This window comes from Corynebacterium sp. EPI-003-04-2554_SCH2473622, from assembly GCF_001665955.1.
Classification (GTDB): domain Bacteria; phylum Actinomycetota; class Actinomycetes; order Mycobacteriales; family Mycobacteriaceae; genus Corynebacterium; species Corynebacterium pseudodiphtheriticum.
This window is the reverse complement of sequence record NZ_LZMN01000084.1, coordinates 1-24,867: the sequence shown is the minus strand read 5'-3', so window position 1 is coordinate 24,867 and position 24,867 is coordinate 1. Positions and strand designations below refer to the sequence as shown.

21 protein-coding genes and 2 pseudogenes are annotated in these 24,867 nt (G+C 55.0%); 4 read left to right on the top strand and 19 right to left on the bottom strand.

Going from position 1 to position 24,867, the window contains the following annotated elements; all coding sequences use genetic code 11:
* Window positions 1-157: 157 nt before the first annotated feature.
* From A5774_RS10040 to A5774_RS09985, 12 genes are all read right to left on the bottom strand, one after another.
* Complete coding sequence (locus A5774_RS10040) at window positions 158-970, bottom strand: cytochrome c biogenesis CcdA family protein (protein ID WP_064834711.1); 813 nt, start codon at window positions 968-970, stop codon at window positions 158-160.
* A 177-nt stretch (window positions 971-1,147) separates the two neighbouring features.
* Window positions 1,148-1,774, bottom strand: coding sequence for a TlpA disulfide reductase family protein (locus A5774_RS10035; protein WP_023018908.1), 627 nt, complete (start codon window positions 1,772-1,774; stop codon window positions 1,148-1,150).
* A gap of 87 nt (window positions 1,775-1,861) precedes the next feature.
* Window positions 1,862-2,578, bottom strand: coding sequence for a histidine phosphatase family protein (locus tag A5774_RS10030; RefSeq protein ID WP_021352120.1), 717 nt, complete (start codon window positions 2,576-2,578; stop codon window positions 1,862-1,864).
* 208 nt (window positions 2,579-2,786) lie between these two features.
* Entirely contained in the window at window positions 2,787-4,235 is a 1,449-nt protein-coding gene (hemL, locus tag A5774_RS10025) for a glutamate-1-semialdehyde 2,1-aminomutase (protein WP_231892415.1), read from the bottom strand.
* Window positions 4,236-4,311: 76 nt separating this feature from the next.
* Window positions 4,312-5,859: a protoporphyrinogen oxidase gene (gene hemG / locus A5774_RS10020; protein ID WP_064834673.1), complete on the bottom strand. Its 1,548-nt coding sequence runs from the start codon at window positions 5,857-5,859 to the stop codon at window positions 4,312-4,314.
* Window positions 5,860-5,952: 93 nt separating this feature from the next.
* On the bottom strand, window positions 5,953-7,050 hold the full coding sequence (hemE, locus tag A5774_RS10015; RefSeq protein ID WP_064834672.1) for a uroporphyrinogen decarboxylase: 1,098 nt from the start codon (window positions 7,048-7,050) through the stop codon (window positions 5,953-5,955).
* Between the two features lie 86 nt (window positions 7,051-7,136).
* Window positions 7,137-7,952, bottom strand: coding sequence for a hypothetical protein (locus A5774_RS10010; RefSeq protein WP_082936203.1), 816 nt, complete (start codon window positions 7,950-7,952; stop codon window positions 7,137-7,139).
* Between the two features lie 70 nt (window positions 7,953-8,022).
* Window positions 8,023-9,012 carry a porphobilinogen synthase gene (hemB, locus tag A5774_RS10005; RefSeq protein WP_064834671.1) on the bottom strand — a complete coding sequence of 330 codons (990 nt, stop codon included), beginning with the start codon at window positions 9,010-9,012 and terminating at the stop codon, window positions 8,023-8,025.
* Window positions 9,013-9,114: 102 nt separating this feature from the next.
* Window positions 9,115-10,878, bottom strand: a complete 1,764-nt coding sequence (locus A5774_RS10000; protein WP_231892414.1) for a uroporphyrinogen-III synthase — start codon at window positions 10,876-10,878, stop codon at window positions 9,115-9,117.
* 279 nt (window positions 10,879-11,157) lie between these two features.
* Entirely contained in the window at window positions 11,158-12,051 is an 894-nt protein-coding gene (gene hemC, locus A5774_RS09995) for a hydroxymethylbilane synthase (protein WP_027017490.1), read from the bottom strand.
* 71 nt (window positions 12,052-12,122) lie between these two features.
* Window positions 12,123-13,589, bottom strand: a complete 1,467-nt coding sequence (locus A5774_RS09990) for a glutamyl-tRNA reductase (protein WP_023018899.1) — start codon at window positions 13,587-13,589, stop codon at window positions 12,123-12,125.
* A 259-nt stretch (window positions 13,590-13,848) separates the two neighbouring features.
* Window positions 13,849-14,073: a glutaredoxin family protein gene (locus tag A5774_RS09985; protein ID WP_034645779.1), complete on the bottom strand. Its 225-nt coding sequence runs from the start codon at window positions 14,071-14,073 to the stop codon at window positions 13,849-13,851.
* 600 nt (window positions 14,074-14,673) lie between these two features.
* Between A5774_RS09985 and A5774_RS09980 the strand changes: the two genes are divergently transcribed.
* Both A5774_RS09980 and A5774_RS09975 read left to right on the top strand, forming a co-directional pair.
* Window positions 14,674-15,639 (top strand): HAD family hydrolase, encoded by a 966-nt coding sequence (locus tag A5774_RS09980; protein WP_369707193.1) that lies wholly within the window; start codon window positions 14,674-14,676, stop codon window positions 15,637-15,639.
* A 217-nt stretch (window positions 15,640-15,856) separates the two neighbouring features.
* Entirely contained in the window at window positions 15,857-17,488 is a 1,632-nt protein-coding gene (locus A5774_RS09975) for an HNH endonuclease signature motif containing protein (RefSeq protein ID WP_023018897.1), read from the top strand.
* A gap of 155 nt (window positions 17,489-17,643) precedes the next feature.
* Here the strand turns inward: A5774_RS09975 and A5774_RS11070 are convergent, their stop codons facing one another.
* The 5 genes from A5774_RS11070 to A5774_RS09955 form a co-directional block, all read right to left on the bottom strand.
* Entirely contained in the window at window positions 17,644-17,745 is a 102-nt protein-coding gene (locus A5774_RS11070; protein ID WP_003855542.1) for a 30S ribosomal protein bS22, read from the bottom strand.
* Window positions 17,746-17,996: 251 nt separating this feature from the next.
* Complete coding sequence (locus A5774_RS09970; protein ID WP_021352134.1) at window positions 17,997-18,188, bottom strand: helix-turn-helix domain-containing protein; 192 nt, start codon at window positions 18,186-18,188, stop codon at window positions 17,997-17,999.
* A 353-nt stretch (window positions 18,189-18,541) separates the two neighbouring features.
* Complete coding sequence (gene proC / locus A5774_RS09965) at window positions 18,542-19,348, bottom strand: pyrroline-5-carboxylate reductase (protein WP_027017487.1); 807 nt, start codon at window positions 19,346-19,348, stop codon at window positions 18,542-18,544.
* A 165-nt stretch (window positions 19,349-19,513) separates the two neighbouring features.
* Complete coding sequence (locus A5774_RS11790) at window positions 19,514-20,962, bottom strand: hypothetical protein (RefSeq protein WP_023018895.1); 1,449 nt, start codon at window positions 20,960-20,962, stop codon at window positions 19,514-19,516.
* 11 nt (window positions 20,963-20,973) lie between these two features.
* On the bottom strand, window positions 20,974-21,903 hold the full coding sequence (locus A5774_RS09955; RefSeq protein WP_023018894.1) for a Ppx/GppA phosphatase family protein: 930 nt from the start codon (window positions 21,901-21,903) through the stop codon (window positions 20,974-20,976).
* 33 nt (window positions 21,904-21,936) lie between these two features.
* Here A5774_RS09955 and A5774_RS09950 point away from each other — a divergent pair, with 33 nt between their 5' ends.
* Window positions 21,937-22,839, top strand: a complete 903-nt coding sequence (locus tag A5774_RS09950; RefSeq protein ID WP_023018893.1) for a hypothetical protein — start codon at window positions 21,937-21,939, stop codon at window positions 22,837-22,839.
* 31 nt (window positions 22,840-22,870) lie between these two features.
* Here A5774_RS09950 and A5774_RS09945 read toward each other — a convergent pair whose 3' ends face one another.
* Window positions 22,871-23,569 (bottom strand): response regulator transcription factor, encoded by a 699-nt coding sequence (locus tag A5774_RS09945; RefSeq protein ID WP_023018892.1) that lies wholly within the window; start codon window positions 23,567-23,569, stop codon window positions 22,871-22,873.
* Between the two features lie 110 nt (window positions 23,570-23,679).
* Window positions 23,680-24,681: pseudogene (locus A5774_RS09940) on the bottom strand (sensor histidine kinase); the annotation flags it as partial.
* On the opposite strand from A5774_RS09940, the pseudogene A5774_RS11065 reads away from it, so the two are divergent.
* A pseudogene (locus tag A5774_RS11065) lies at window positions 24,659-24,867 on the top strand (sensor histidine kinase); the annotation flags it as partial. The pseudogenes A5774_RS09940 and A5774_RS11065 overlap by 23 nt on opposite strands.

Sequence of the window (24,867 nt, the reverse complement as noted above, 5' to 3'; positions counted from 1 at the left end):
GTTAACCAACGCCAGGCTCGCTTCAACAGTCGCCAAGGCAACCAAGATTTGCGCGCGGTGTTGTCCACGGTGAGCTCCTTAAGGAAAATCGCGGGAATAGTCAGCGGGTTGGGTGGCTAGGGTGATAGGACTGGGGTGATGGGCCTGGGGCGGCAGGCTAAATCAGAGTCGTTCCATAATCAAAAGTCCACTGCCGAATATAGTTAATGAACTCCGCCCATACACCCGTTGCCAGGGCAAGCCCAACAAGGATCATGAGTACGCCTCCGATGGTCTGGATAATGCGGGAATTCTTCCGCAACCAGTCAATAGAGCGCATGGCCTTGGCCGAACCCAGCGCAAACAGCACAAACGGCAGCCCCAGACCCAGGCAATAACCGATGATCATGAGCACACCCCGGGCCGCGGTACTGCCTTCAGTACCGGCCGAAATCGAAATGATCGCTGCAAGAGTCGGCCCCAAACACGGAGTCCAGCCCAGCGCAAACACGCCCCCCAGCAGCGGAGCACCCACCCAGGTACTCCATTTTCTCGGTTCCACACGGGTGTCACGCTGCAGGAACCTCACGCCACCCAAAAACACGACACCCATCAGGATCGTGACGACACCACCAACCCGTTGTAGGGTTTCGGCATTGGCATTAATGGCACTCAAGGCCCCGAAAACAGAGACGGTTGCCAGGAGAAACACCGTGGTAAAACCGGCAATAAAAAGCAACGAAGCCCCAACCACGGCCCACTGGCGACGCTTGGCGACGCGGACACCATAACGATCATCCAGCTCCACCGAGCCACCCGCAACACCCGCAAGGTAAGAAATGTAGCCGGGCACCAACGGAACGACACACGGGGAAGCAAAAGACACGAGTCCGGCCAACGCGGCGGCAAGAAAACCTAGGACAAGCGGGCCACTTGCCGCGGCGTCTGCGAATGATGATGCAGACGCCGACGCAGCAGCAACCGAGGACACCGCGGTACTGCTAGTACTAGCACTGACACTCGCACTTGCGATAAAACCGGCGCTCGCTGCTTGTTCCGACAACGCTGCACGCGAGAACTCCGAATTGAATAGGTTCGATAGGCTCGACAGGTTTGACGGGTTCATAAAATCCATAGAGGCTACAGGCACGACAGACACTACCAGCGTTTAACTTTCGTCGAGAAGCGGTAATGCCGCATCAAGAATGTCCTGATCGGTAACCTCCCGCAAGAAAACCGCAGCCGGGCGGTGCTGTTTATCCAGGATGATCGTCGTCGGCACCACAGAAGTCGGAATACCACCCAACGCAGCCGCGGAACGGAACGGCGGATCATAAATCGACGGGTACTCCACGCCGTTATCTTTAACGAAATCCTGCGAGATCGTTTGATTGTAGTCCCGGACGTTAATGCCCAACACGGTGCCGCCCGATTCACTGAGCTCCTCATGAGCACGCTGCAAATCGTCTACTTCCGCGCGACAGGGAGCACACCACTGGCCCCACGAGTTCAGAACGACGACCTCTCCAGCGAAATCATCAAGAGACAAGGTCTCATCCTCGTTCATCAAAGACGGACCGCGTAGATTCGCAATCGGACGACGCTCAGATTCGTCATAGAAAATTTCCGTTTGCCCACCCGGAGTATGGAACTCGAAAGTACCGCCCACGTCGGAAACAGCATTCTTATTGGCTTCTTCCGACGCACATGCCGCCAAAGTCAACGACATTACACCTGCCAGCACAAGAGACGCGACGGTACGGGAACGCCGGGATGGTCCAAAAGTCGTAATCATAGTGCCCCTAGTATCACCCAACATGACAGCTGAGCCAAGTTGAGACCTGGGCACCAAACCCCAGATGGTTCACCTTGGTATGGAAAATTATATTTCCCGAGCCGGCGTGGAATAGCGGATATCAATAATATCCTTTCCGCTAAATACCAAGCTGGTTACCGACGCCAGCGCACACTCGCGATTCCATGGGGCATGTGCCAACGCCTGGCCGCGCACCGTGCGTTGCACCATGACAATCGGCAACTGGTGAGAAACCACAATACCCTCGTGGCCTTCGGCTTTATCGCGGATATCGTGCACTGCTGCCATCATACGATCAGCAATATCCACAAACGGCTCGCCCCAAGATGGTTCCAGAGGGTTATACATCTGCAGCCAGCGTTTTGGGTTCCACAACTGCGAACGCAAGCCCTTCGTGCGCAGACCCTCGAAATCATTTCCCGATTCGATAACCTGTGGGCATTCCTCAACGTCTAGGCCTGTGACTTTAGAGATTGGTTGCGCTGTCTGCTGCGCCCGAAGCAACGGTGATGCCGCCAGATAAGCCACATCATGACCTGCGAAAGATTTCGCAGTGCGGGCAGCCATAGAGTGGCCCCGGGAAGACAAATGATAACCCGGAATCCGGCCATAAAGGATCTTGCCCGGGTTAAAAACTTCCCCATGCCGTACCAGGTGCACGATAGTCACCGGAACCTCCGAACCAGTACCACCGGATTTCTTGGTTTCATGCGATTGGTTGGCTGGGTTGGCTTGTTTCGCTTGGTTGGCTGCAGAGTGATCACTGGATGAGATATTCAGCATGGGGCAATTCTCCTTTTCCTGACATTAGGATTCGTCAGCTGCGCGAAATGGCATTTCGAATAGCGTCCAGCCTAGCGCAGGTTCACTGTTGGCTGGACGCAAGCGACTAGAGCACGCTCGTAATCCCTGAACCTCAAAACCCCAGAACCCCAGAGTCTCAGAATCCCAGTCGAGGCATGGTCGGTGCGCGGAGACTAAACCGCAACCATTAATTCATCGGCTGTGCAGCAGCTGCAGCCTTCGCCGCCGGTGCGAGCGCTTTTTCGAGAATTTCAAAGTCTGCATCGCCCAAAGCGTCGTGCACAAACCAGGTCTCAAAAGCCGAAGGTGGAACTACTACCCCGTTATCCAGCAAAGCATGGAAAAACGGACCGAAACGGAACGTATCGGCAGCTTGCATATCAGCGAAGTTGCGCCCCGGCCCTTCAGCAAAACGAACGGACAACATGGTGCCGGCACGCTGAATATTGTGGGCAACGCCTTCCGCCTGCAATGCACGCGAAATCATCTCGCTAAGAGTATCCGCGTGCGCGCCGATGCGCTGGTATAGGGATTCGTCGGCAAGCTGCAACGACTTGGTGCCCGCGGCAACAGCAACCGGATTACCAGACAAGGTTCCAGCCTGATAAACGGGGCCTTCTGGCGCCAGGTGAGCCATGATGTCAGCACGGCCGCCGAAAGCAGCGGCGGGCAACCCTCCCGAAATGACCTTGCCGAAGGTCACCAAATCACCAGCCACACCATCAATGCCGTACCACCCCTGATACGAAGTACGGAACCCAGTCATGACCTCATCGAGGATCAGCAAAGCACCGTTATCGTGCGCAAGCTGCTTCAACGCCTGGTTGAACCCATCCTCCGGGGCGACAGTTCCCATATTCCCGGCGGCTGCTTCCGCGATCACCGCAGCAACCTCCCCCTGATTCTCGGCAAACGCCTGGCGCACAGCCTCCAAATCGTTATACGGGACGACGATGGTTTCCGAGGCCTGTGCCTTAGTCACACCAGGAGAATCCGGGCTTGACGACGTCAATACACCCGAACCTGCGGAAGCCAGCAGAGCATCGACATGCCCGTGATAACAGCCCTGGAACTTGATGATCTTGCTCTTCCCCGTATAACCGCGTGCCAGGCGAACCGCAGTCATCGTGGCCTCAGTACCCGAATTAACCAGGCGGACCTTGTCCACGGCAGTGCGCTGCGCAATCAACTCAGCCAGTTCCACCTCACCCGTGGTCGGTGTGCCGAAACCTAGCCCCTTCTCCGCGGCACGAGCTACCGCCGCAACAATCTCCAGATGCGCATTACCGTGAATCCCTGGGCCATAAGAACACAGCAAATCGACATACTCGTTTCCGTCAACGTCAAACAAACGAGAGCCCTTGCCATGAGTAATAAACCGCGCAGTGCCTCCAACCGCATCAAAGGTACGAGCTGGAGAGTTCACACCACCCGGGGTGATATTCACAGCGCGACGAAACCACTCTTCCGAGCGCGCCGAAGGCAATGTAGCGCTGGAACTGGCATCAACGTCAGCCCCGTTACCTGTAGAGGCACCGGAAGCAGAATGCCTTGTGGTTTCTACACGTGCGGTTTCTACACTTGTGGTTTCTACGGTCAAGGAATCTACAGCTGCATGTGAATTGTCCTGAGTCATAACCCCTAGCTTACGGGGTCTGTCACCTACGAGAATTCAAGCCTAGAGGTGGTGCCCCTCTAGAACCGGCGAGTTCCTACAACTGACGAGCAAGATTTTGCGCTGCCTTGCGCGCATGCGCAATCACCGCCGGGACGCCAACGCCACCAGCCCACGCTCCAGTCACGGCGATACGGTCTACGTCGGCAAGCACTTCTTCCGCACGCTGCACAGTTTCTGTATGGGTGTAATCATAACGCGGCAACCCACCAAACCAACGCTGCGTGTAAATCTCTTCAACACCAGCCGCACGACCATCGAAACCAGTGAGTGCAGCGAGATCATCAAGAGCATAATCCACGAGTTCATCTTCCGGCGCCCGAGTGATCGCGTCATCACCGAAACGACCAAAGCTGGCGCGCACTATCGCGCCTCGCTCCGCCAAATGTGGCCATTTCCGAGATGACAACGTAAACGCTTTCGCCGTCACCCCAGGTTGATCAGCAGCAACAAGAATCCCGGAGTTTTCCGGAAGCGCATTACCTGCTGGGTCCACATCCGAAGCAAAACGCAAGCCGACAACAGCAGCACTTGCCAACTTGATGGAGCTCATGATCTCCGCCGCCTTCGCGGTAGGACCAGGTAAGGATTTCAAGATCCGCGCTGCCATCGGAGCTGGAGCCGCAACCAAGACGGCGTCGTAAAGAGTTTCATCCACGCCCAGGCCAAGCAGCCGATACCTGGTAGCTGCAGCAGATGCCGACTGCAAAGTAGCAGAGTCAGATTGCTGAGCGTCGGAGCCCACCTGGTCGGAGCTAGTAGCCCCCGAATGGCTTGCAACCTCCGAACTCGGGACCTCCGCAATTCCAGTCACAAAAGTTTCCAGGTAAATCTCAGCATCAGAAGCCTGCGCCAACCGCTCATACAAGGTGGCATACCCGTTGCGGAAAGTGCCGAAAACCGGGGCGGGCTTCGACCCACTAGAAGTCTGCGGCGAAGCAGCTTTTTCACCCGCAGCAAGAACCTTGGCAACAGCAGCACTCAGCGTGACCGGCCCGCCGTCGCGCACCAACTCATCTAAAGCATTCGCTAAAGCCGGAACCGTGGCACGAACCCCCAAATCATCCGCAGCACAGGAGTACACCCCACCCAACAACGCAGAAACACAACGATCGACGACTTCATCCCCATAACGATCACGCACCAATAATCCCAGGCTTTGATCGCCACCCAGCTCCCAAGCAATTGGCTCTCGTTGCGCTTCCGCATCGATGGACTTGACCGTTTCCGGACTCACCAGACCCGCCACAGCTTGCCCCGTTGCCGGAATCCCCATCACCCCGGCGGTTGGCAACGGATGAGTGGTCTCCTGGGAATACAACAACGGGCGCAAAACAGAGGGATAAACAATCTCGTCAGCAAGGCCCAACTCTGCAAAAAACTCACGCGCATCATCCCGCCGGGCTAAAAACGCTTCCGCCCCCATATCAACCGGGCCGCCGTCAAAGGGCACCGTGTGCAACTTACCGCCAATACGCTCCGCACCTTCCCACACATCAATTTGTGCAGAGGGCAGCTCCTGGCGCAGCTGATAAGCAGCAGTCAAACCGGCGAGTCCGGCTCCAATAATCGCGCAACGAGTCATGAGAAAAATACTCCGAATTAGTCAGGTTGTGAAGGCGACGGCAGCAGCCGTCTAGATAGCTTTCAGCGCGCAAATTCCGGCGCCCATGCTCTTTCAGCGAGTTGCTGGCGCAGCAACTGCCCCAGTGCCAGTTTCATGAATAAGTTCCACAGCCTTCGTAATGTCTTCCGGGGCTGTGTTAGGTAGCACGCCATGCCCCAAATTGAAAATGTGTCCCGTGGCATTACCAGCGGAAACCGCAGCCGCAGCTTCCCCTTTAATACGGGTAATCTCGCGGGCCATCGCCTGCTCACCGCTAAACAAAATCGCTGGGTCCAAATTGCCCTGCAACACGCGTGGCCCCGCGGACTGGCAAATTCGCTCAGCTGCACTATCCAGCGGCACGCGCCAATCCACACCCATAACCTCAGAACCCGCCTGGCTCATGGCACCAAGCAGTTCACCCGTGCCGACGCCGAAATGAATACGGGGAATCTCGCCCCGCACCGATTCAAGAATGCGCTGCGAATACGGCAACACAAATTCGCGGTAATCACGCTCTGTGAGATACCCAGCCCAGGAGTCAAACAGCTGCATGGCATCAATTCCCGCCGTAATCTGCGTCTGCAAAAATCGCGTCACCGTAGGGGTGATTTTCTCCATCAGCAAATGCCAGGTGTTCGGATCAGAATGCATCAACGATTTTGTACGCTCATGGTTTTTCGACGGCCCACCTTCCACGAGGTAACTAGCCAAAGTAAACGGCGCACCGATGAAACCAATCAGCGCCTGCGAATCCGTCAGTTCATCCAGAATTATCTCGATTCCCTCGGATACCTCCGAAATATCGTCGTCCAGCACCGGTAGATCGCGCACGTCCTGAGGCGTGCGCACAGGTTGCGCCAGCACCGGCCCCCGCCCCGGAACAATTTCGACATCAACACCCGCTGCTTTCAACGGGATCACAATGTCTGAAAACAAAATCGCGGCGTCGACATCGTGGCGCCGCACAGGCTGCATCGTAATTTCAGCGAGCATCTCAGGCTGAAAACACGCGTCCAACATGCTCGTGCCCTCGCGCAACTTCCGGTACTCAGGAAGGCTACGGCCAGCCTGGCGCATAAACCACACCGGAGTGCGGCTTGGGGTCCGCCCAAAGGCGGCATCAAGGAAAGGCGAATTGTTTAAATTCCGACGCGTCATAGCTCCCATTATCCACGAGGTCGCAACCTAGAACGAAACCGGCCTAGCAGCGTCCCTGGGCAATCATGCAGGAACTTCCACCAGCGTTTTCTTCTTTAGCGCTCTGCGTCCTGCGAGATCTTCTGCGCTTTTTGGGCATCTTCGCCTTTCCCGGAACTTCGGGCCTCGCGCTCCGCTTGCTTCTTAGCTTGCTTCTCTTTTTTCTTTTGCGCACGCCGTTCCTGCTCAGCGCGTAGTTCTTGCTCCATCTGGCGCATACGTTCTAGCTCCCCGGTGTAGTCCAGCGTCTCATTTCGGCCTCCGAATATGAGAGTAAGGACAGCAGCAACACCAACAAGAACCTGCAGATTGCCGTCAATAATGTAGAAAACTTCCGGAATTTCGGACAACGGGTTGCCAGAAGACCCAAAAATAACAACCAGGCGGAACGTGAAATATAGGCCAAAGAAAAACAGCATCCGCCGTGCCAAACCTGCCCGCTTATGTTGCTTATTAAGCAAATACAGCATCGTTGCCAGTAGTCCAAGCAGCAGTACGGAGATCAGCCCCATCAATACAATAGAGCCGTAAACACCAAAGTTCAGCAAACTCTCACTAATTGCCTGACCACTTTCTTCGATACTGCTAGCAGCCTGGGCTTGCAGTTCAGAAGGATCCCACAACGCCAGAGCGATATTGAGAACTTGGTGGACAAACTCCACAAGCAGCACGAACGCCCACAGCCGCGTATAAAAACGCACAGATTCCGGCTGTTGCGGGCGTCGGGAATTTTTCGGGGACGGGCTTGTCACGCTCTGCTCCTGCAAATTCTTCACTTTCGCGCCATCAGCCCGCGGTGAAACGCTGTTCGCGTTTGCGGCATTCTTAGTCGACAACTCTGGCTCACGGGACTGAGGCTGCATATTCACCATAGGGTGCACCTTATACACTGTGTGGTTTTTGTGCACGGTAGCAGACAGAACGGGTCAACCGGCAGGCATCTTAGCGCTGGTTTAACAGCCGGGCTGCATCCGTCGCAAAGTACGTCAGGATTTGATTGGCGCCCGCACGCTTAATGCTCAACAACGACTCCATCATTACGGCATCACGGTCAATCCAACCGTTATGACCAGCAGCTTGGATCATGGAGTATTCACCAGAAACCTGGTAGGCGGCAACTGGCACAGGAGAAAACTCGGCAACCTCGCTGATGATATCCAAGTACGCCAAAGCAGGCTTTACCATGACAAAGTCTGCGCCTTCCTCAATATCCAGCTGCACCTCCAGCAAGGACTCCCGTCGGTTTGCCGGATCTTGTTGGTAGGTACGCCGATCCCCTTGCAATGAAGAACCGACGGCTTCTCGGAACGGGCCGAAAAACGCCGACGCATACTTCGCCGAGTAAGCCATGATCGCGACATCGGAATATCCTGCAGAATCCAGCCCCTGGCGGATCGCTGCAACCTGACCATCCATCATTCCCGATGGAGAAACCAGGTGTGCGCCTGCTGCCGCCTGACTCACTGCCATATCCACGTAACAATCCACTGTTGCGTCGTTAAGCACGTCTCCGTTGGCGTCAAGAAGCCCACAATGTCCGTGACTGGTGAATTCATCGAGGCAGGTATCAGCCATGATTAGCAAGTCATCACCGAACTCTTTGCGCAGATGTGCGATCCCGCGGTTTAAGATGCCGCTTTCTGCCCACGCTTGTGATCCGTTCTGGTCCTTGTGCTCTGGGAGCGGGACTCCAAACAAATCGACGCAACGTACTCCCTGTTCCAGTGCTTGTTCTGCAGCTCGGGTCAAGGAATCAAAAGTGTGCTGAGAAACGCCCGGCATCGCCGAAATCGGGTTCGGCTCGTCTAAACCATCAGCGATGAACATCGGAAGGATGAAATCAGCGGGGCGCAGGTGCGTCTCGGCTGTTAATTCCCGTAATGCGGGGGTGCTGCGTAGGCGACGGGGGCGACGAGACAGAGGGTAATCCACTTCGGGGACCTTTCTTAAATTTCTTATTTTCCAGGTAAGAGGAGCTGTGGAGCTAGTACCTAGTCAACTACACAGTCAGCGAAACAACGCGGTGGTTCCGCCCTAACTTGCGCTTGTCTGTGTACTGCTTTCCGACAGTAAATTTCCAGAATCAGCTTTTCCAGAGGCAGCGCTCCCAGAATTGGTGCTTACCGAAGCCGTCGCTTTCCGACGCGTACGACGTTTTTTCCGCGGAGCCGGAAGGTTACCCGTTGCGCGCAGATGTGCCACATGGTCCGCCAGGGCGTCGATAAGATGCGGAACATCAGCGACTTCCGGGACGACGTCGACACGCAGCCCCATCTCTTCTGCCGCGGCTTTCGCCATCGGCCCAATGCAAGCAATGATAGTGCGCTGGTGTGGTTTCCCCGCAATACCCACGAGGTTGCGCACCGTCGACCCGGAGGTAAACGCCACCGCATCAAAGGCACCCGTTTTGATCATGTCGCGGGTTTCCGCTGATGGTGGAGCCGCGCGAACCGTCCGGTACGCGACCACATCGTCAACTTCCCAACCGAGCGCCTGTAGCCCGTCTACTAACGCATCACCGGCAATATCCGCACGCGGCAGCAGAACGCGACCAACAGCGTCAATATCTTCCACATATGGTGGGAAAGATTCCACTAAGCCATGAGCGTTTTGTGCGTCCGCCTTCGGCAAAGCTTCCGGAACCATGCCTTTTTCACGAATAGCTTCGGCGGTTTTTCCTCCCACCGCAGCTAAGTGCACGCCAGCAAAATCGCGGGCATCCAGACCCAATTCCGCGATCTTGTCCCAAACTACTTTTACCGCGTTCACGCTGGTGAACACGACCCATTTATAGCGCCCTTCGACAATGCCTTTGATTGCGCGGTCCATCTGGGCTGGGTTTCGTGGCGGTTCCACAGAAATCGTCGGCACCAATTGCGGAATTGCCCCATAGGAAGCCAGCTGCGCCGACATTGGACCGGCTTGCTCTTTCGTGCGCGGAACCAACACCCGCCAACCGTACAGGGGGCGGTTCTCCCACCAGGAATACTTGGAACGGTCATCAAAGCTGCGCCCTAAGGTCACCACTAAGATGCCGTCAAGCTCTGCGTTCAGCTTGCCCAGCGTTGCTAGGGTCGCCTCATAGGTGCGCTGCAAGCGTGTCGTGCCATTGACTGTGACAAACGCGGGGGTGTCAACGCTCATCCCACGTGTGCTCAGCTCGTCGGCGATCGTCGGCAAGTCCGAAGCCCAAGCCTGCAACACGATAGGTTGTGTCGCGACAGACAATTGGTCCCAGTCGACGTCGCCATCGGTCATATCGGCTTCGGTGTAGGTTGAGCCCAGTGCTAATCCTGCAAACGACGGCACTGTGGAAGGCAACGACATCCCAGGAACCACCTGGAATTCCATGCCAGCGGCACTCACAGCGGAGATTTCCGCCAAAATCGCTTCCCGATTTAATGGGTTACCGGCAACCAACCGGATAACATCACTGCCTCCGGCCTCTTCTAACGCCGTGTGCAGCTGGGTGACGACCTGCTCCGAACCAGCAAACTCCCGCACATCAGCAGCCGTCGGGGCTGCTGGCCTTGGCGGCTTTCGACGAGCCCCCTGGGCTTTCGCCTCAGCACACATGCGGGCGTATTCCTGCTCTGCAGCATCTAGTTTTTCTTGGGGCACTGGCAGTGCCGAGCCCACAATTTCGCGTACTCCAGCAAGCACCTGCGAGTCTGCGACCGCAATAGCGTTGTACGCGAGTACTTCCCTGGCGCGAACTGTTAGAAGGTCCGGGTTGCCGGGTCCGGCGCCGACGAACACCACTTTGCCTTGGTGGGCGACGGAGGGGGCGTTGCTCATATAGACCTTTTCTACGCGCGGTCACGGACAGTAAACAAAAATAAACCACGACGAAGCACCGTCATCTGCGGTTTTGCCTTTAACCGGACCCAAACCGTAGACGGTGCATTATCGTGTGCTAGTACCAGCTTAAAGTAGACGCCGGAAAACTAAAAAACAAACGGATTAGTTGGGACTCATTGAAACTCGAGGGTTAACGTCAGGTTGCACCCTTAGGGCAAGTAGTATGCACCCCTTTAGCACCCAATCTCAGTGTCCCAGCGTGGCACCGGTGGTGCGCTAGGAATCACCCAGGAGTTCCGCAGCGCCGTCGGCAAGCAATGCCTGCGAGACCTCTTCGCCTACCGCGATAGGGTCGGTACCGCTGGCAGCGGCGAGCAACCTCTTTTTCCCATCCAGTGCAAACACCCCACCATGGGCAGTAATCATTCCAGTCTGCTCATCGAAGGTGGAATACGCCGCGACCGGAGCGGTGCATCCTGCTTCCAAACGATTCAGCACCACGCGTTCCGCAAATGCGCAGTCACGGTCGATGACACTGGTGAGCTTGTCGACGACTTCCACAACCGCAGCATCATTCATGCGTACTTCCACGGCTAATGCCCCTTGCGCTGGAGCTGGCATCACTTCATCTACAGCAAAAACCTGGGTCGCTTTGTCCTGATAGCCATTTCGGATCAGCCCGGCATATGCCAATACCACTGCATCGAGTTCGCCGTCGTCAATCTTGCTCATTCGCGTTTCGATATTCCCGCGCAGAGGACGAATATCGAGATCCGGGCGTAAGGACAGCAATTGTGAGATTCGGCGAGGCGCCGAAGTACCCACGCGGGCACCTTCCGGTAATTCATCCAAGCGCAGACCATCGCGCGCAATCAGGGCTTCCCGGTTGTCCTCGCGCTTCGGGATTACCAAATGGAACCTGTCGTCCGCAGCCGTCGGCAAGTCTTTAAACGAGTGCACGGCCACGTCACAGCCTCCTGCATCAAGTACTTCCCGCAGTTTCTGTGTAAATACGCCCACTCCGATACGCTCAACCGGGGCCATATTCACATCGCCTTCCGTTTTAACGATCTTCAACTCCGCGGGCGCACCAGCTGCAATAATCCAGTCACGCACGTGGCCAGCCTGGGTAGTAGCTAGCTTCGAGCCCCGGGTACCAATCTGCAACATGTTCTACTCCTTAGGCCCCATGCGGGTTGCCTTCTGCGTCTCTTAAAGCTTTTTAAAGGGATTCTTTAACGCTAATTATCCACGGAATTTTTATTCGTCCCAGCCTTATCGTCGGCCCTGGAATGGTTCCCGGCGTTATTACCCAGAGCAATAACTTCCTGCACGGACGGTAACTCATCGGCATCGACAGCAATCGAGCTACCATCGATCTCCAAACCAAACATTTCTTGGAGTGCTGTTTCATGGCTGACCGCGCCTGATTCCGCTGCGAGTTTTTTCGCCCGCACGGTGGGTTCGTGCAATAGCTTGTCGACGGCACGCCTAATCGCTACCTGTACTTGTCCGAAATCATCCTCCGACATATGCGGACGCCTTTGCCGAAGACGCGCCATCTCACACTCAATCACGCCAGCAGCATGCTTGCGCAAGGCAGAAACTGCGGGGACCACTTCGCGTACACGCTGTTCAGAAGCAAAGGCTTGCAACTCCTCACGAACAATGCGTTTCGCGTCTTGGTGGCCGACAGTGGTATCTTCATCGCTTTGCGACGTCAACGACTGATGCAGCCTCTCGATGTTGACCAGATCAACCCCGCGAAGCTTTGCGGTGTCATCCGCAATGTCGCGTGGCAATGAAAGGTCAATGAGTACCAGGTGACCGTGGCGCTGTTCCGGAATGGAAGCCCGGTCGACCGTGTAATTGTCTGCGCCCGTCGCCGAAACGATGATGTCTACTTTGCCATAAACTTGCTGACGGTCTTCGAAGTTCACAGCCTCTGCACACACGCCAGCTTGGTGCGCATGGTCGACCAGATTATCAGCCCGTTCGCGGGTGCGGTTAGCAACAATGATCTTGTCGACGCCCAACCGCCCCAGATGTGTGGCAGCCAAGGACGCCATCGCGCCGGCTCCCAATACCAAAGCTGTACGCCCGATCAGCAAAGGCTCGTCGACATGGTCAGGGGTGTGAACAGTTGCGGAGGCATCACCGCTCTGCAAACCCAAATCCATATACTGCAGCGCTTCGTTCAACGCAACAGTAACCATAGATGCGCCTGCCTCATCGATTTTAGTCTCGGTATGCACTCTCTTTCCTGCTCGCAGAGCAGATTGCGCCAGGGCATGAAGAGTTTTTCCAGCCGTGTTTGCGGCTACTGCACGCTGGTACGCCTTGCGTACCTGCCCGATGATTTGCTGCTCACCGACCACCATGGAGTCCAACCCGGAAGCGACCACCATCATATGCTCAGCAGCAGCATCCGCATACCGCACGTAGAGATAGCTACGCAGTTCATCGATAGCAATGTGAGAAATACGGTGCAGGACTTCCACCACATCTTGAACTCCGGAATGGAATGAATTCGTGACGCAGTAGACCTCCAAGCGGTTGCACGTGGAGATGATCATTGCCTCACTCAGCGACGAAGTGGCCACGAGCTCAGCATTCGTCTCCTCGCGTTGCATGCCATCTACGCTCAGTCGCTCCAACAAAGCGACCGGAGCCGAACGATGGGACATTCCCACGACGAGCACGCTCACATTTTCCTCCGCAATCTCACTAACTCAACTACAAAACTTAACTACAGTAATCCGCGTCACGATTGGAACGACTCAGGGCTTCGCCCAGCACACCGCGCCCACCAGTTAGGGCACTCCAGCTAGAGCCCTCCAGCTGTCCCGGATTTGGGTAGGCCCACACTCACGGCTGAGGTCTACCCATGATATCAACCAAAAGGATAGCCCCAATGGCCACAGAAAGCAGAATCTCCAGGGCAATGGGCAAGCAAATTAGCAGCTCCTAGAGCCCATTCTGCAAAGCAGCGGCCAACTCATCGTTGTCGACCTCCCAGCACGCGAATTCCTCGTCATCAAGAACCACCACCGGCACCCGGTCTCCAAACTCGACCGCAAGCCCAGCATCATTATCAACGTTACGCACGACCAGTTTTGCATCTGCGGCTGCAACGATTGGGGCGATCTGCTCGCGAACGCGAACACACGACCCACAATTTGTCCGAACCATCAATTCTACGATGTGCGTGGGCGTGGGGTTAGGTCTAGGAATATAACCAGCTTCAGCCTTATTCTCGGTGGCATCTTCCTCAGCTCGAGCGACCCCGACAGAATTATCGTGACGCGATTGCATCGCGGACTCCCCGGATCGCCAAGCGTCATTCATCATGCAAACTAGCCTCTCTAACTTCTAAGCTATACGGGTCTATGTTCTGCGGGCCGCTCTAGCCCCAGGTCCAGTGCGGCTCAACGCCAGCTTCCTGGCACCATCTTAGCTGCACACTGGGTAACCAAATTCTGCTTGCATCTCGAACACAGTATTCCCCGAACTACACTCTCAAGGCGACTAGAAACCGCTCCACAACCACATACTATCTGGCCAATCCACCCGACCGCAGTTGAACTGGCCCCCGAAAATTCGCCCAAGCAGTTCTACACCAGAGAAAATACAGCACGAAATATTAATGGGTTTTTACATACAACAGGTAAAGTTTAGCGAGTGAATTTCTTGTCTGATCCTGACGGCAGTGGGCCGAACTCAGCAGAAGATTTCCTCGCGGAATGGTCTGCAAGTCGCGGCAATTTACGACGTTTCCTAGAAAACACCGTTATGCCACCACTGGACGAGGCACACCAACAAGAAGCCGGTGAAGCCGCCGCCGCAAACGCCATTAGCGAAACTTTTGGCATCGGCCTCCCCGACTTTGACTCGGGCGTCGCCTCGGTCTCGGGATCAGTGAAAGCCGCAGGAAGCTTTAAACTTACTCAGCCCGACCCCGCCATACCGCAAGACATCGGCGCAGCTGCGTTTTTTGACGTAGATAACACCCTCATTCAAGGATCATCACTCGTCGTTCTCGCTATGGGCCTGGCACGGAAGCGGTTTTTTCGCTTGCGCGATATCGCCCCGATCGCGTGGAAACAAATAAAATACCGCGTTACCGGCTCCGAAAACATCAATGACGTAGCCTCAGGGCGCGAACAAGCCCTGGAATTTATTAAAGGCCGCACCGTAGAAGAGCTCAACGACATCTGCCAAGAAATCGTGGACTCACGGGTTGCAGACAAAGCCTATCCTGCTACCCGTGAACTAGCGAACAAACACTTGGCAGCCGGCCAACAAGTATGGCTCGTGACGGCAACACCTGTGCAACTGGCCCAAATTTTAGCCCAAAGGTTTGGTTTTACAGGTGCGCTTGGCACCGTGGCAGAGGTGCAAAACGGCAAATTCACTGGACGACTAGTCGGCGACATCCTGCACGGACCAGGTAAAAAACATGCAGTCGCTGCTTTGGCTGCGATGGAGAAGCTAGATCTTGATCGCTGTACTGCCTATTCAGATTCAATCAACGATATTCCGATGCTGACAATGGTCGGCACCGCCGTAGCTATTAACCCAGATAGGGAACTGCGCAAGGAAGCAGAATCGCGGGGGTGGAAAATCAACGACTACCGTTCCCTACGCAAGGCTGTGCGGTCCTTCGGTGTACCAGCATTAATTACCGCACTATTTTCCTACGGTGCTTACGGTGGCTGGAAAATATTAGGGCCTTCTAAGAAAAAATCCACCACATAGAAAGCAAATAGCCACCGTTCAAACCAAAAGCCAGGTAAATCAAAAGCTAGGTAATTCAAGCACAGGTTGCTGCCCAATAAATTTAGCAACATTCCTTCATCTTTTGCTGCAACCCAACCCCATCATTAGCTGTGGATAACTCCGTTTCTCCACAGATTTTCGGACTGTTCCCCATTTCCACTGCAACTATCCGCCCCGGGCTCTTAACGTCAGTTCCATGACACCTTTAGGCAAGCTACGTGAGTTTTCCCCAGAACAGCACCAGCATGGTTCCCGGAAACGTCCTCCACACCTACATAACCAAAAACGGGCAGACGCTTGGCAACGAATCTCCGACATTGCGTCCATCCTCTCAAAATTAGACGCAGAATTAGCAGATCTTTGCGATGAACTAGCGCAATCTAAAAGTAAACACCTCGACCACAGAGCGTCTATTGCGCAAGCACTCGAATACCTTTCCCAGGCTGCTTCTGCCCGTCGATCCAGCGAAACTTCTCTTGCATGGTGTGCAGAGCGAACCGAAATTGGTCGATTGGTAGGTACAACGACCGCTCGTGGGTTTTATACCAAACGCCTAGGTTATTCCACATCACACGCCAATACTGTAAAAAATCGCGCAACAACCGCCTACGGACACATCCATATCGCCGAATACGATCCAGATGACGAGGAAGTCGAAGTTGAATCTAGCAATCAGCGATCAAAACGGATGCGTTTAGCAAAAAACAAGCTTAACCAGGAAAGATATGCCCAATCTACCGGTCGTGAACTTGCACGACAAATTTCCACAGACAAGGTCGACGTAATTGATCGGGAGTTACGCCACCTTAACGACACCGCGGTGCCAGGAAAACACCAGGTTCGTCTAGAATCCATGAAAGAGGCTGACAAGGGACGCAACTGTGCCGACCTCACCCACTGGTGTCGTGAGCGTATACGCAACGCAAATAATCATCCTGACGCTTATTCGTCGCCTGCTAAGGCACGGGCAACCCAAGAATCTGCACGCTCTAAGCGCTACATTTCTCAACCCCGAGAGCTTCCCAACGGAATGATAAATTTCGGAATTACCACCGACCCTGTCTTCTCCACGCGCATTGAAGCTATTCGGGCAAAAGCCACACGAGTCTGGAAAGCCCGTCAGGCCGACGCCACTGTCACGGAGACTCGAACACTTTCACAATTTGTCCACGACTACTTCATGAACGCTATATTCGGGCCTACACCAAACTCGGAAGCGTCCCAAGTCACAGCGGAATCAGCAGAGAAAACAACAACTGCTAGAGTGTCTGCGCAACTGGTGCTGGTCGGCACAATCGATGACTACCTAAATATGGGACCACGAACGAGGTTCCGGACAGATACCGGCACTACGCTAACCCCGGCAGAAATTATGCAATTGGGAATCTCCGAATGCCATCTTGGAATCACGGACAATGGCAAGGCAAAGCTTCTCGACGCGGGCTCAGTACGCAACACGACTCAGATCCAAAGAGCCTTTCTCACTGCAATGCAGCTAGTTTGTAGCCACCCTGGCTGCTCAGAGCCAGCGGCGAAATGCGAAGGCCATCACATAACTGCATATTCTCACGGTGGAAAGACCAACATCGAAAACCTCACGCTACTTTGCGCCTATCATCACCGAGGCAATAACGACCAACGTGACGGCCAAAACAACATGGGCCACATGGAAAGAGAAAACGATACTCATCTTGTAGGCAAATTTAACCCCAGCACCGGAAAGATCGACATCAATGAAACGATTGCCGCACACAATGCTCCAGGTCGTCGGTTGCTGGCAGCCTCTCCAACGCCGACTAAGGCGCGCACCAAAAACAGAGCCGCATAGCCCGGATCTGCACTAGATACACAAAATCCCTGTGGAAACTAGTGACATGGAGACTCGACGGTAATTTGGATGCCGAACTCCAGCCTGTTCCACAGGGTGCGTGCTGGTAGACAGACCACATAGGATCTGGCTCCAACTGAATAACGTGCGCTAGTTTACTTGCCCAGTTTACGACGCTGAACGCGAGTACGGCGCAGCATCTTGCGGTGTTTCTTCTTGGACATGCGCTTACGGCGCTTCTTAATGACTGAACCCATGGTCAGTACCCTCAATTCTTAGTTGATATGTGTACAAACTGCCGACACTAATGCTCACACTTTAGCGATTGTCAAGAAGCTTACCCAAATCTGGGCAAACTCCGGGGATTTCCCAGAACTGGCAAGTCTTAATGACGTAGCCTGGCTCGGTGTCCCTGCATCAACAGATGCCTGCCGCGAGGGTGCAAAGCCGATTAAAGGTTTGCAAGTTCCGGTAATAACTCAATCGCTATTGTGATGAGTCCGTAAAACTACCCAACCTCGTAAATCGACGAGTGCAGGTACTCGTTCACGGCTTCTTCGTGAACCCGGAAAGAACGTCCCACGCGAACAGCCGGCAAATCGCCAGCGTGCACAAGGCGGTAGACCGTCATTTTCGAGACGCGCATCATCTCCGCAACCTCGGCGATGGTCAGAAACGTTCCTTTGTCTTCATGTGCCATATGTATCTCACCCTTCAGCTCGTAGTGCGCTGCAGGCTTCCCCTCCCGCAGGACTTCACACGCACGTGCTCAAACTAGTCTAGCGTGTCACTTGTGACTATTGCGACCCGCCCTGCACATTAATCCCATCTATCGCTTGCAACCCCCGTATATCTCCTGGAACGTAACTGCACACAAGTACGCAAAACCCGCCGCACCACGCCAGTGCCAGTATCTATTCTGGCAACGATGCGGTCGGCGGGCGTTATCTCTGAAGCTCAACCGGTCATGATGCGGCGAGGTTTTTAGTAGGCATTAAACAACCAGACAGTCATATCACCGAGCAAGTGTCCTGCCGTTGCATAAAAGAAGTTTTAGCCAAGTTCCTTGGAGCGGTTAGCACAGGCCTCAGCTGCACGGAAGAACATGCCGCGTAGACCAGACTCTTCAAGTTCACGAAGAGCATGCACAGTGGTGCCACCTGGAGAAGAGACGTTCTGCCGAAGGGTTGCTGGATCGCGACCAGAATCCGTCAGCATCTTTCCTGCACCGTGGGCGGCATTGGTAGCCAGTTTCTCGGCGACATCGCGCTTCAACCCCATCTGCACACCGGCGTCGATAAGAGCCTCAGTGACCAAGAAATAATACGCTGGCGAGGAACCTGACATCGCGGTTACAGCATCCATATCGCCTTCTTCTACGATGACTACTTCACCAACTGCCTCGAGCAGTTCTGAAACTCCCGACATCTGTTCATCGGATACGCTGCTTCCTGGCGCTGCAGCGTTAGTTCCTTTACCGACCAGCATCGGGGTGTTTGGCATCACACGAACCACTGGCACCCCGCTGCCAGCCGCTTTTTCCATAGCCTCTAAGGTCAAACCTGCGGCCATGGATACGGCCACAGTTTTACCTTCCCTCGACTGCAGAGTCTCGGAAACATCTTCTAACAGATCAATAATGTGATAAGGCTTGACGCACAAAAACGCATAATCGGCGTCCTTGATCGCAGCCGCGTTATCCGAAGTAGTGTGCACACCGTAGTTTTCTTCGAAGTAGCTCGATTTCTCGGCGCTGCGGTTAGTCACGGTAATGGACTTTGGGTCGTAATCAGAGGCTACGAGACCGGAAACGAGAGCTTCTCCGATCTGGCCTCCACCTAGAACTGCAATGTTAGTCATGGTTTCTACGATGCCAGAAAGCAAAACCCCTAGCCACCACACTGTGGAAGACTAGGGGTTTAATGTGCAATCGAGTTCATAGCTTAGCTCGTGACGGTCGTGTTAACCACAACCAGTTTTTAGACATTCTTGTCCCAAGCGGCGAGATAGCCAATCACTGAAACACTAGAGCACTACCAAGATCGCCGGACCAAAAGTCAACAACAAGCCCACGATAGCCGTCAATGTCATCGACAATCCATCACGCTCCGTGCGCAGGGCGTGAACTATGCCAGCCATAACACCGGTAACGCCGACTGCCAACGCGGCAACCAGGTAGTTATTCAGAGCACCCCAAAGCATTTCGAAGCCCTTGAATACGACGACGCCAAGCACGATGCCGACCAGTGCCAGTAAAATCACCGCAACCGGACTCATACCTTCGCCTTCGGAGACTGCGTCATCCTGATCCGCATCAGCGTGGACGGGAGATGGTCCGCCCGACGGTTGACCATTCTCCTGCGCCGAATTATCAGGCTGCCCTGTCTGCTGAGCACCCTGAGCAGCTTTCTTCTGCGTGGAATTTATTCCGGTAGATTTTGCACCGTCTTGGCCAGCCCCACCAACCGGGGCACCCGCGGCTGCCTGCGTAAGCGAATCCGGAATGTTCTGAAATTCGGAGGTATCGTCATCAGCTCGCTTACCCGGTTTCACCGGCTGGCTAGCGGTGTCCGCTGTCTTCGCAGCTTTATCAACTGGCTTGCCGCCTTGCACACGCGGAATCTCACCAGTCGTCTCGGAGTCCTTGCGACTAGTTTCCTTGCGTTCGTGGTTCTTCTGATCGCGGCCGTTGGGGCGCTGGTTCTGTTTATCAGAACCGCCCTCAGTTCGTGCGCTCGTAGTGTCGGTAACTCGGGAGATTTCTGCGGTCTCGTCTGAGGCCGGTGTCGGTTTCTCTGGAGCTTTAGCACTTCCAGCACCAGCAGCGTTACCGGCGTTACCGATACCAACACCTTTAGCTGCGCTACCAATACCAGCAGCACTACCGCTAGCACCAGCACTAACACTGCTTACCTTCTCTTGGCTGGAATCCTGAACACTGTTGGCCTGTCCACCGGTCTTTGTCCCTGTACCGCCATTGTTTTTGTCACCGCTCTTATGGCCAACCGTGATGGTTTTGGACTTCTTCCGGGTAGTTGGCGGTGTTGCCGGAGACACCGACTGTGTTGCCGGTTGCTTCTTTTCGGCAGCCACAGGCGCTTTTGGTCCCGATGGTTTTTCCGTCGCCGCATTCTGCGCAGCCCCGGAACCTGCGTTTGCAGCTTTTGCACCCTTGTTGCTGCTGGTCTCACCGCTGCTGGCCTCATTGCTACTGGTCTCATCAATGGGGGACCCGTGCTTGGATTCCTTTGGCTTCGCGGTGACTTTCGGAAACGACCCAGTCAGCTCAGCGACGGAGACACCTCCGCCGTCTTCCATGCTGCGACGCCGACGTCGACGTGGTTTCTCCGAGTCGCCTCCGGATTTCCGTGCACCAGAACCGCCTTGAGCGCCGGCTTTCCCTTGGCCATCGGAGTTCTCTTTCCCGGCGCGGGCCAACAATTCCGCGACTGTTAATTGCTTGTCGTCAGACATGCTGTTTCTCCCTATTCCAGTCCTTTATCGATGCGACGCAGAATTACGCCTTCGCGCAGTGCCCAGGGGCAGATTTCGAGTTCGTCGATTCCTAATGCTCGCATACTAGCTTCTGCAACTAAAGCACCGGCAACGATTTGATGCGAACGGTCATTGCTCACGCCTTCTAATTCGGCTCGGTCGGCGGCAGTCATGCGGGAAATGAATGCGATCAATTGACGCAAACCTGGTGCGGTCAGGTTACGTCGTACATAGGGCCCTGCCGACGATGGAGCGGCACCAGTAAGTCGCGCCAGGGTACGGATTGTCTTCGAGGTGCCTACCGCGATTCCTGGGGCACCGTAGGCGCGGATCTCGGCGGCAACATCCTTGAGCCCAGCGTCGATGTAGTCGCGCAGCGTGTTGATTTTCTTTTTTCCCGGCGGATCCGCATCAAACCAGTTATACGTCAACCGGCCGGCACCCAAATCCAGCGAACTGGCAACATCGGGGTGCTCGTCGGTGCCGGTACATAATTCGAGCGAGCCGCCACCGATGTCAATGTTCGTGATGCGACCAGCCGACCAGCCAAACCAACGTCGTACAGCCAGGAATGTCAACCGGCCTTCGTCCTTGCCAGAGAGGATTTCTAAGCGCACCCCCGTCTGTTTTTCCACTTCATCCAGCACATAGGCGGAGTTCGTGGCGGAGCGAATGGCAGACGTGGCAAAGGGCATGAATTCGTCGCATCCGAGTTTGTTGGCGAGTTCTTTAGCTTCCCCAACGGACGAGATCAGTTTCTTCAAACCTCGCTCGTGGATATTTCCGTCAGCGTCGAGCTGCTCCACCAGCTTTAGCGAAGTCTTCCAATCGCTCATGGGCGTTGGCCGACCGCCGTCCCGAACATCTACTGCTACTAGGTGGACAGTGTTGCTGCCCACATCAATTACACCTAATCGCACACTCCTAGCCTAAACGGTCTACGGTGTCTAGGTGTGAATCACGCACAGTCTTCTTCCATTTTCCTTGGTTTTCCTGCAAACTCTCCTGCCGGCAAATCTATTCGTGCTGGCCGGGAGGTTGCCCCGGATTTTGCTCGCGAGTGGTTCGAATTCACCAACCCGGACGATCCCGAGCATGTCTTTTCCGTCGACCTGACATGGGTTGAATCTCATTACAGTTGCAAGTTTGGCACCTCGGATTGTTTCGGCATCCGCGAAGGAATTACCGACGTGGCTTGTTGCACGCATGGGGCGTTTCTTGCCGACGAAACCGACCAGGATCAACTTTTCGACGCCGTCCGCAACATGCCCGCGAAATACTGGCAATTGCGCCCGAGCAATACTGATGAGCACTTGTCGGGAATAGCGCCTGCTGGCGAGTTAGAGCCGTGGCTAGTGTGGGACGAAGAGGAAAACGAGGATGGTGAAATGGAGCCGTCGTTGAAAACCCGCACTGTTGATGGTGGTTGTATATTCGCCAACCGTCATGGCTGGGCAACTGGCGCAGGGTGTGCGCTACACCAGTGGGCAGTCGCAGAGGATGAAGAGCTAACCGTTGTTAAGCCCGAAGTATGCTGGCAGGTTCCTATTCGTCGACACGAGGATTATGAAACTCGCAGCGACGAAGTGGAAATTTTACGCACGGTAATCAGTGAGTATGACCGCCGCGCGTGGGGCAACGGTGGCGAGGAATTCGACTGGTGGTGTTCTTCGGCTCCGCAGTGTCATACGACGACTGATCCGTTGTGGAAGACACACCGGGAAGAGTTGGTGGCGGTAATGGGCCAACGCAATTACGAAATTTTGGCGAACCACTGCCAGATGCGTGATGCTGCCCGCGCGGCAGGCGTGAATCTCCCCCAGCATCCGGCGACGCAGGCGGCAACTGGAAATTAAACCTGAAAGAAACAATTAAACCTGAAAGAAACTAGGCGTCGAACTTATAACCTAGCCCGCGCACAGTCACCAGGTGTGTCGGGCGGGATGGTTCCGGTTCAATTTTGGAGCGTAACCGTTTGACATGCACGTCGATGGTTTTAGTGTCGCCGATGTAATCAGAGCCCCAGATGCGGTCGATCAGTTGCCCGCGGGTAAGAACGCGTCCGGCGTTTTCCAGCAAATATTCCAACAGGTGGAATTCTTTCAGCGGCATTGGAACTGCTTCGCCATCGACGTAAACGATATGGCTGTCGACGTCCATACGCACGCGGCCGCCTTCCAAAACGTTATCGGCGGCCTCGATAGTCTCTGCTTCTGTGTTTTTCTCGGCCCCTCGACGCAGCACCGCCCGGATGCGGGCGGTGAGTTCACGAGCAGAATATGGCTTGGTCACGTAGTCGTCGGCGCCAAGCTCGAGCCCGAGCACCTTGTCAATCTCAGAGTCACGTGCGGTGACCATAATGATCGGAACCTGCGAGGTAAGCCGGATTTTCTTACACACCTCAGTGCCCGACATCCCGGGAAGCATCAGATCCAGCAAAACGATATCGACGTGTTGTGACTGAAACGTCGACAGCGCCGTGGGGCCATCAGCGGCAATGACCGTCTCGAATCCCTCTTTGCGCAGAAGAAATGCCAGCGGATCAGATAACGACTCTTCATCTTCCACGATCAAAACAGTAGCCATGGGGCTTGTGTCCTTTCGACGTTCAACGGCGTGTAACGTTTCGCCGGCTCGACGGCCGCAGCCTGTTTCCTGCCACAGGGGCGATTCTATAACAGCTCGCCGCTAAAAAATCACGGTTCTTCTGGTTTTTCCCGGCTGGGTAGGCCTTCCGGATTTTCTGGGGTTCCCCGGTTATCTAGGCCTTTCAAATCTTCTAATTCTTCTAAGTCTTCCAGTTCATGCCCGCCCATGCCGTCACCTTGGTAACGCGGCAACGCCAGGGTAAACGTGGTGCCCTCACCCAATTCGGAAAATAATCTGATGTTGCCACCGTGGTTGGCGACCACATGCTTCACGATCGCCAGCCCCAGGCCCGTGCCACCGGTTTGTCGGGAGCGGGCCTTGTCGACTCGGAAAAACCGCTCGAATACGCGCTCCTGGTCTTCGGAAGCAATACCAATGCCTTGATCAACGACGTGGATGCAGATTTCCTCAGCGGATACTGCCTCGTAACTCACAGTCACCGGTGTGGAATCTGGGGAATAGTTAATGGCATTGGAGACTAGGTTCGACACTGCCGTAACCAACAGATTTCTATTACCGACGACGAATAGCCCCGAGTTTGATTCGGCACCACCGGTTGCGTCACCACTAGTTGCACCACCACTAGTTGCACCGCTGGTTGCATCGTCGCCAGTTGCACCGCTGGTTCCCTTCACAGCCCCCAGGTTTCGCAGAATAATGCCGTGGTTTTCTGCTGCCACCTGGTTACGCGCAATCGCCGCACTAATGACCTCGGCCACGGAGACCGGCGCAATCTCTGGAAGTGCTTCCGCCCCCTGCAACTTGGACAAGGAAATCAGCTCATTGACCATATCCGCCATGCGGTTAGCTTCGCGCTGCAGCTGACGCCCAAAATGCGTCACGTGCTCCGGATCATCCGGCGAACCCAACAGCGCTTCAGCCAACAGCGCCATCCCCCCAACCGGGGTTTTTAGCTCGTGGGATACGTTCGCGACGAAATCCCGCCGTGCCGATTGCATACGCACGTTTTCGGATTCGTCGGTGCCATAGACAATCATGAAACGATCGTCGACAAGGGTTAAGGGCTTGACCAGCGCGCGCACCATTAACCCACAGGTGTGGCGGGTGGCTGCAAACGTCTTTGACGACGAAGAAAAAGAAAACCGCTACCTCGAACTTTCCGTGCCTAAGCATCGCACGGGTAATCGGATTTCCAACGTGCGCGCGCTGGTCAAGCCCTTAACCCTTGTCGACGATCGTTTCATGATTGTCTATGGCACCGACGAATCCGAAAA